This is a genomic window from Longimicrobium sp. (assembly GCF_036280135.1).
Taxonomy (GTDB): Bacteria; Gemmatimonadota; Gemmatimonadetes; order Longimicrobiales; family Longimicrobiaceae; genus Longimicrobium.
The window spans coordinates 1-8,159 of sequence record NZ_DASURI010000965.1; the positions used below are offsets into that span (position 1 = coordinate 1).

Genomic DNA, 8,159 nt, shown 5'->3' on the forward strand with positions numbered 1-8,159 from the left:
TCCCCGCTCGTTCCTCGCGGAGAGGGGAGACCTTCATCGCGGGCGGCCAGGCTCACGCCGTTGCCGGCTGTCCCCTGCAAACGGTCCCCTGTCCCCGTAGTTCAAGCCGTTGCAGGCTATTCCCTATTCCCTGTTCCCTATTCCCTGCAGTTCCGCACGTCAGTCGCTCCCCCCGATGTACTGCAACAGCATCCGATGCCAGTACGGCCAGTCGTGCGACCACCCGTCCCACAGGCGCAGGGCGTTGCCCACGCCCTTGTCCCACAGGGCGCGCGACAGGTAGCGGTTGTTTTCCACGAACGCGTCGCCCGCACCCGTGGCCAGGATGATGTCCATCCGCCGCATGGCCTCGAGGTGCCCGTGGTCGTGGATCTCGCTGACGAAGTGCGACGGGTTGTTGGCCTTGATGGCGTCGTCGTAGTAGCCGTCGCTGAACTCGCGGATGTCGTACATGCCGCTCATGGCCAGCACCCGGCCAAAGAGGTGCGGATGCCGCAGCGCCATCGTCACCGCGTGGTACGCGCCAAAGCTGGCGCCCGTGGCGATGAGGAACGGGTTGCCGTTGCGGCTTTGCGTGAACGGCAGCACCTCGCGCGTGATGTAGCTTTCGTACTGGAACTGGCGGCCGGCGCGGTCGTGCGGATGCTTGTACTTGGCGTACCAGCTCTCGGCATCCACGCTGTCCACGCAAAACACCTGCAGCCAGCCGTTGCGCAGGTGCTCGCCCAGCGTGTTCATCATCCCGCGGTCTTCCCACTCGTAGTAGCGGCCCATGGAGGTGGGAAAGACCAGCACGCGCGCCCCTGCGTGCCCAAACACCAGCAAGTCCATGTCGCGGCCCAGCGAGGGGCTGTGCCAGCGGTGATGCTCGCGGTTCACCAGGGGCTCGTCTCCGGCGGAAGGTGTGTGTCAGGCAGCCTGGATGATGCCAGGCCCGGGCGGCGCGGGCCCACACGCAATCCGCGCACCGATTGCCCAACCTATCGGCGCGCGGCGCGGATGCAAGGAGCAGGCGGCAAGGGATACGAATGCAGCGAGGGGACGCGTGCGCCGCGTCCCCTCGTTCCGCATCGGCCGTCGTCCGATGGTCAGCGCCAGTTCGCGGGTAGCTGGCGGACGACGATGCGCTGCACGCCGTCTTCGTCATCTTCGATGTATGCAGCCAGGCCACTTCGGCTCATCGCGTTGGGCACGCCCAGGCCCGTGAAGGTGCCCAGGTACTGGCCTTCGGGCGTGATCACGTCCACCGGCCCGGGATCGCCCACGTTCTGCCCGCGACGCTCCACCAGCAGCTTGCCGCTGGGTGAAACGCGCAGGTTCTGGAGCGCGGGGATGGTGTCGGCGAATTCCATCTCGGCCGCCCCACGCGCAGCCTCGGCGGCACTCGGGGGACCCGAGCGCGGCGCCGGCCCTCCACCTCCGCCCATCGTAATGCGGATTTGCCCACGCCCGCTGGCCATCTGCTCGCGGCGCGCCTGCCGCGCCTGCTCGCGGTCGCGCTCCGTTGTCAGCCGGGTGCGGACGGGGCGCTGCAGGTAGCGCAGCGTCTGCCCGTTCAGGTCCACGATGCGCACCGTGTACCCGCTGGTGAAGCTGAGTGCCACGTTGCCGTTGTGCAGCACCCCGAACAGCGTGGGCGGGGAGAACGCGGGGGGAGCGGTGCGAACCATCCGCACCTCGCGACCGCCGTCGCCGGTGCTCTGGCTGACCCGGTCCAGGCGTGGCAGGGCGAAGATCTCCCGCGGCTGGCCGCTGCCGAACGGGACCAGGAGCAGCTGGTCGCGCGTGGGAGCAGCGGGCGGTCCACCTCCGTCCCGGCCCGGCAGCCGCAGGAACGTGCTCACCACACCACCACTGGGGTGCCACGACGTGCCGAAGCGTCCGATCGGGATGAAGCCCTCCCGGATCTCGTTGCGGAGGAACGTGCCGTCCGTGCGAAAGATGGAGAAGCCGGACCGACCCGCATCGGAGACGATGAGCGTGCCGTCGCCACCCATCACCAGGTGCATGGGCTGGATGAGCTCGCCCGGCCCCTGCCCTTCCCGCGCGATCTGCCGCAGAAAGCGCCCGGTGCGGTCATACACCATCACCCGCTTGGCCTGTCGATCCAGTACGTAGAGGTTGTCCTGCGCGTCGAACAGCACGCCGCTCACCTCGCCGAACATCTCGTGCGCGGCGCCTTCGGCCTTGCCGATGGCGAACACCTGGGGCGCGCTGCCCGCCAAGGGACGGTCCTGCTCAGGGAGGCGCACGACCTGGCCCTGCGCCCACGCCCCGCCCGCGTCCAGCGCCAGCAGCGCCGCCGCCAGCAGCGGCCCCGCGCCCTTTCGTGCCGAGAGCATCATTTTCCGTCACCCGTGCTGATGTGTGTCATCCGCGGCGCGTGAGGAGCGCCGCCGTACGGCCCGTGTGACGCCGGGACCCGCGCCGCGGGTTGCCGACAATGGATGAAGGAATGATGAAGCGGACGGATCAGCCCCCGTCCGCGGTGCCGGCCAAGGCGAAGAAGACACGGCCGGCGGGCACGTCCACGCGGTCGAGCACCACGCGCACGGCGTCGCCGGGCGCGGGCTTGCGGCCGCGCACGTCGGCCAGGGCGCGCACGGGCGGATCCTCGATCTGCACCTCCACGTCGCCCCCGCGGGCGCCCAGCACCGTCGCGGCGAACCGCTCGCCCACGCGGTCGCGCAACACCCACGCTTCCGCCACGTCCACGGCGCGGCGCTCGAACTTCGACTCGCGCCGCTCCGCCTCATCCATCACGGCGGGAAGCCGCCGCAGCGTCTCCACCTCTGCCGCGGACGGACGCGCGCCGGCGCACAATTGGACGAGCAGATCCAGCACGTAGCGGTCACCCAGGCGGCGCAGGGGCGCCGTGGCGTGCGCGTAGGGCATGGCCAGCGCGTGGTGCAGCGGGTCCGTGGGGGCCGCGCCGTCGAACGCCAGGTAGTCCGCGCCCCGGTTCACCCGCCGCGCCTGCCACAGCAGCGGCGTGATGCCGGGATGCTTCAGGTCCAGCGAGCGGATGAAGTCCGGGTAGCTCGTCTCCCGCGGCCAGCGAAAGCCCATGGCGCCCGCCGCGCGGCGAAACGCATCCAGCGCATCCGGATCGGGCGGGCCCATCACGCGCACCATGCCGACCTTCGCGTCCAGCATCAGCCGCGCGGCGGCGTGGCCGGTGAGCAGGGACACCTGCTCGTTCCACTCCTCCGAATCCTTTGGCGTCTCGAACTCCAGCGCGTAGCCCAGCCGCCGCGCGGTGTGGTTGGTCACGTGCTGGTCCACGAGCGGAATGGAGACGCCGCCGCGCGCCGCCTCGACCTGTTGCCGCAGCTCGCCGAACGCGCGCATGGCCGTCAGCCCGTCCGCCCACGCCTTGCCCGCGAACGCGCGCCCACCGCCGTCCACGTGCTCCACCACCTGCGCGTACGTGAGTTGCGCGCGGCTGCGGACGAGCGCGCGGCGGACGTCCGTGCCCGTGAGCGCGCCGGCCGCGTCCACGTCGAAGCGAAAGAGGATGGCGGGGCGGTCCTCGTCCGGCAGCAGGCTGGCCGCGCCCTGGCTCAGCACGGGCGGATACAGCGGCTCCTTGCGGTCCGGCCCGTAGACGGTGAGGCCGCGCTTCCACGCCTCGGCCTCCACGGCGCCGCCGCGGTCCACGAAGAAGCCCACGTCCGCGATGGCGTACCAGACGACGAACGCGCCGGCCTCGTTCGATTCGATGAACAGCGCCTGGTCCAGGTCGCGGCTGCCGGGCGGGTCGATGGTGACGAGCGGCAGGTCGCGCCGGTCCTCGCGGTCCGTGCCGGCGGATGCGACGCGCGTGGCGGCCTGCTCGGCGGCGGCCTGTACCTCCGGCGGAAAGCCGCAGCGCACGCCCAGCTCCTCGCGCGCGGCGTCCAAAGCCTGCTCCACCACGTTCTGCTCGCCCGCGTTGTTGCCGGAGGTCATGGGATCCAGGTGGATGGGATGATTCGGATCGGGGCCGGAGACACCACGTCGGCCCCGCGTCGAACGAAGTCGGGCGGACAAGCACGCTCACCGTCCAACAGAGGTCGAGCACGATCAGCGTCCGATGGAAACCGCAGTCCTCTCGCCAAGCGATTGAAATCGCCGCTGGAAATGCACGAAGTCCGCCGGCGCGGACTCCCCCAGCGAAGATCGACCGGTGTGCACCGGTGCGTGCATCGATCCCGCCCTCCGCCGGGTGGCAGCCCGTGTTGGCGGTTGAAGCCCTGTTCGCAGAGCGCGTCGGCGCGAGACAGGGCTTACCGCGGTCCCAGCGGCGGATTTATCCGCTCAGGCTGGGAGCACGCGTCACCTATCGTGCCCCATCGGCTCTGGATCGCGGCTCCAACGGCCTCAAGCTGATACGGCCTTGCCAGCACGCGCAACCGCATCAACCGGGCACCACCTTCGCGCGCGGGCATGCGAAAACGGCGCCGGGCGAGTAGATTGTGCGGCGAGCGCCGCGCGTCCGGGAACGCGGCCCAGGCATGATCCCCTTTCCCGATCGCCGCACGATGAGCATCGCCGAGATCTTCGAGACCATGGAATACGGCCCCGCCCCCGAGAGCGCCTCGCCCGCGGTGCGCTGGCTGGAGGAGCGGGGACGCACCTTTCGGCACTTCATCGGCGGGGAATGGAGGGAGCCGTCCGGCGGGGAGTTCTTCGACACGGACAACCCGGCCACCAACAAGCCGCTGGCCCGCATTGCCCAGGGCACGCGCGAGGACGTAGACGCCGCCGTGCGCGCCGCGCGCGAGGCCCTGCCCGCGTGGCAGGCGCTGGACGGCCACGGGCGCGCCCGGTACCTGTACGCCCTGGCCCGTCACATCCAGCGGCACGCGCGCCTGTTCGCCGTCCTGGAGACGATGGACAACGGCAAGCCCATCCGCGAGTCGCGCGACATCGACATCCCGCTGGTGGCGCGGCACTTCTACCACCACGCCGGCTGGGCGCAGCTCATGGAGACGGAGCTGCCGGGGCACGTGGGCGTGGGCGTGATCGGGCAGATCATCCCCTGGAACTTCCCCCTCCTGATGCTGGCGTGGAAGATCGCGCCGGCGCTGGCCATGGGGAACACCGTCGTCCTCAAGCCGGCGGAGTTCACCAGCCTCACGGCGCTGCTGTTCGCCGAGGTCTGCCGCGACGCGGGGCTGCCGCCGGGCGTGGTGAACGTCGTCACGGGCGACGGGCGCACGGGCGCGGCCATCGTGGAGCACCCCGACGTGGACAAGATCGCCTTTACGGGATCCACGGACGTGGGCCGCATCATCCGCGTGGCCACGGCGGGCTCGGGCAAGAAGCTGTCGCTGGAGCTGGGCGGCAAGTCGCCCTTCATCGTCTTTGACGACGCGGACCTGGACAGCGTCGTGGAAGGCGTAGTGGACGCCATCTGGTTCAACCAGGGGCAGGTGTGCTGCGCGGGCAGCCGCATCCTGGCGCAGGAGGGCATCGTCGACAAGCTCGTGGCGCGGCTCCGGGAGCGCATGGAGACGCTGCGCGTGGGCGATCCGCTGGACAAGGCGGTGGACATCGGCGCCATCGTGGCGCCCGTGCAGCTGGAGAAGATCACCCAGCTGGTGAACCAGGGCCGCGAAGAGGGCGCCACCCTGTGGCAGCCGTCGTGGAGCTGCCCGCAGGAGGGATGCTTCTTTCCCCCCACGCTGTTCACGGACGTGGCCCCGTCGTCCACCGTGGCGCAGGTGGAGATCTTTGGGCCGGTGGTCGTGCTGATGACGTTCCGCACGCCCTCCGAGGCCGTGGCGCTGGCCAACAACACGCCGTACGGCCTGGCCGCCAGCGTGTGGACGGAGAGCCTGAACCTGGCCCTGGACGTGGCGCCCAAGGTGCTGGCCGGCACCGTGTGGGTGAACTCCACCAACCTGTTCGACGCGGCGGCCGGCTTTGGCGGCTACCGCGAGAGCGGCTTTGGGCGCGAGGGCGGCAAGGAAGGGCTGTGGGAGTACGTCAAGCCGCGCTGGGAGGTGGAGGGCAAGAACGGCGGCGCCGTCCGCGGCAGGGACGACAGAAAGACCAAGCCCGCCAAGGCGGACAAGGCGCGCGGTAACGGGGCGGGACCGTCGCTGCCGCCCATCGACCGCACGGCCAAGCTGTACATCGGCGGCAAGCAGGCGCGGCCCGACAGCGGCTACGCCATGCCGGTCTATGGCGCCGGCGACCGGCTGGTGGGCGACGTGGGGCTGGGCAACCGCAAGGACGTGCGCAACGCGGTCGAGGCCGCGCACAAGGCGCGGGGCTGGAGCCGCGGCACGGCGCACACCCGCGCGCAGGTCATCTACTACCTGGCCGAGAACCTGGCCGCCCGCGCCGACGAGTTCACGCGCCGCATCGCGCAGCTCACGGGCGACGAGGCCGGCGCCGAGCGCGAGGTGGAGGCCAGCATCCGCCGCCTATACACGTACGGCGCCTGGGCCGACAAGTACGACGGGCAGGTGCACGCCACGCCGCTGCGCAACGTGACCATCGCCATGAACGAGCCCATCGGCGTGGTGAGCGTGGCGTGCCCCGACGCCGCGCCGCTGCTGGGCTTTGTCTCCGCCGTGATCCCGGCGGTGGCCATGGGCAACGCGGTGGTGGCCGTGCCGTCGGAGCGCTGGCCGCTGGTGGCCACGGACTTCTATCAGGTGCTGGACACGAGCGACGTGCCGGGCGGCGTCATCAACATCGTCACGGGCAAGCGCGACGAGCTGGCCGAGACGCTGGCCTCGCACGACGACGTGGACGCCCTGTGGTACTTCGGCGGCGCCGAGGGCAGCACGATGGTGGAGCGGCTGAGCGCGGGCAACATGAAGCGCACGTGGGTGAGCTACGGCCGCGAGCGCGACTGGTTCGACGGGGAGCAGGGCGAGGGCCGCGAGTTCCTGCGCCAAGCCACACACGTCAAGAACATCTGGGTGCCGTACGGGGAATAAGAGATGCGGTCGTGAATCAACCGACCGCCTACACCGGAGGCAAGATGACCCCACGAGTAACGGTTCGTCGTGAAGGCGGCTCTCTCGGTCGCCATTCCCGACGAGATCGCACGGCAGATGAACCTGGATGACGGGGACAGCCTGTTCCTCGTCCGGACGGATCATGGGTTCGCGCTGGCGCCCACCGCATCCGTGCCGGATGAGAACGATCGTGCCATGCTCGATGCGTTCGAAGAGATCGCGGATCAGTACGGCGATACGCTCCGTCGCCTGGCCCAGTGACCGTGCGGGAGCCGCGCTGGGTAAGCCGCTCCGCGCTGGACATCATGCACGACCGCCTCATCAGGCGGCACGGCGGGGCGTCCGGCGTGCGCGCAGGTGGGGATGAGCGGATCGACTCCGCGCTTGCACGGCCGCAAAACCGGTTCGCGTACGAGGTGGACGCGTCCCTCGGAACCGGTTGACGCGTGAGGGCTGCCGGAAGGCGACACCCTTGACGGGAGCCTCGATGGATCGTATACTCCGTGCAAGTCACACCCCTCGCTACGGCGAGCTTATAGCCCCCGGGGGAGCTTCGGCTCCCCCGTTTTTTTGTCCCCGAACCCAAGGCGCACCGAATGCCCCCTCGCGTCATGATCTTCGTGGACTTCTGGAACACGCAGCTATCCTGGAACGAGTGGCACCAGCGGCGGGGGGCGCGGTCAACGGTGCGCATCCCGTGGGAGCACCGGTTTCCGCAGGTGCTGCTGCAGCGCATCGACCCGGATGCCATCTACGCCGGCACGTACGTCTACGCGTCGTATCACCCCTCCCACGCGGCGGATCACCGGCTGCGGCAGTTCCTGCGCGCCATGGACGGATTTCCCGGTTACACCGTCCTGGTCAAGGAGCGCGCGCCGCGAAGTCCCACACGGTGCCCGCACCCCAGCTGCCGCAAGCCCATCTCCGTGTGCCCGCACTGCGACCGCGCCATCGAGCGCACGGTGGAGAAAGGAATCGACACGGCACTGGTGACGGACCTGATCCGCTGCGGGCTGGACCACCACTACGACCGCGCCATTCTCGTGGCGGCGGACGCGGACCACGTGCCCGCGGTCAAGTTCCTGGGCGGGCGGATGAAGCAGATCACGCACTGCTGGTTTCGCGGCGAGGCGGGCGAGCTGCGGACGTCGTGCTGGGACCACCTCTTCCTGGACGACCTGATGCCCGCCCTGCTCAGCG

Annotated in this window: 6 protein-coding genes; 3 read left to right on the forward strand and 3 right to left on the reverse strand. The window is 70.1% G+C overall.

Going from position 1 to position 8,159, the window contains the following annotated elements; genetic code table 11:
• Positions 1–159: 159 nt before the first annotated feature.
• The 3 genes from VFZ20_RS31035 to VFZ20_RS31045 all read right to left on the reverse strand — a co-directional run bounded on the left by VFZ20_RS31035 (position 160) and on the right by VFZ20_RS31045 (position 3,951).
• The gene (locus VFZ20_RS31035; protein ID WP_329687855.1) at positions 160–879 is read right to left on the reverse strand and encodes an esterase family protein; all 720 of its coding nucleotides are present in this window, start codon (positions 877–879) and stop codon (positions 160–162) included.
• A 209-nt stretch (positions 880–1,088) separates the two neighbouring features.
• Positions 1,089–2,345, reverse strand: coding sequence for a 6-bladed beta-propeller (locus VFZ20_RS31040; RefSeq protein ID WP_329687856.1), 1,257 nt, complete (start codon positions 2,343–2,345; stop codon positions 1,089–1,091).
• Between the two features lie 127 nt (positions 2,346–2,472).
• Entirely contained in the window at positions 2,473–3,951 is a 1,479-nt protein-coding gene (locus VFZ20_RS31045; RefSeq protein WP_329687857.1) for an RNB domain-containing ribonuclease, read from the reverse strand.
• 572 nt (positions 3,952–4,523) lie between these two features.
• Here VFZ20_RS31045 and VFZ20_RS31050 point away from each other — a divergent pair.
• The 3 genes from VFZ20_RS31050 to VFZ20_RS31060 form a co-directional block, all read left to right on the forward strand.
• Complete coding sequence (locus VFZ20_RS31050) at positions 4,524–6,938, forward strand: aldehyde dehydrogenase family protein (protein WP_329687858.1); 2,415 nt, start codon at positions 4,524–4,526, stop codon at positions 6,936–6,938.
• A gap of 69 nt (positions 6,939–7,007) precedes the next feature.
• Positions 7,008–7,220, forward strand: a complete 213-nt coding sequence (locus tag VFZ20_RS31055) for a hypothetical protein (protein ID WP_329687859.1) — start codon at positions 7,008–7,010, stop codon at positions 7,218–7,220.
• A 335-nt stretch (positions 7,221–7,555) separates the two neighbouring features.
• Positions 7,556–8,159: NYN domain-containing protein (locus VFZ20_RS31060; RefSeq protein ID WP_329687860.1), on the forward strand; the 604-nt coding region annotated here is incomplete at its 3' end.

What these genes read in the sequence shown, in the direction of transcription:
- VFZ20_RS31040 (WP_329687856.1), bottom strand. Translation starts at nt 2,345, where the DNA reads ATGATGCTCTCGGCACGAAAGGGCGCGGGGCCGCTGCTGGCGGCGGCG.
- VFZ20_RS31045 (WP_329687857.1), bottom strand. Translation starts at nt 3,951, where the DNA reads ATGACCTCCGGCAACAACGCGGGCGAGCAGAACGTGGTGGAGCAGGCT.
- VFZ20_RS31050 (WP_329687858.1), top strand. Translation starts at nt 4,524, where the DNA reads ATGAGCATCGCCGAGATCTTCGAGACCATGGAATACGGCCCCGCCCCC.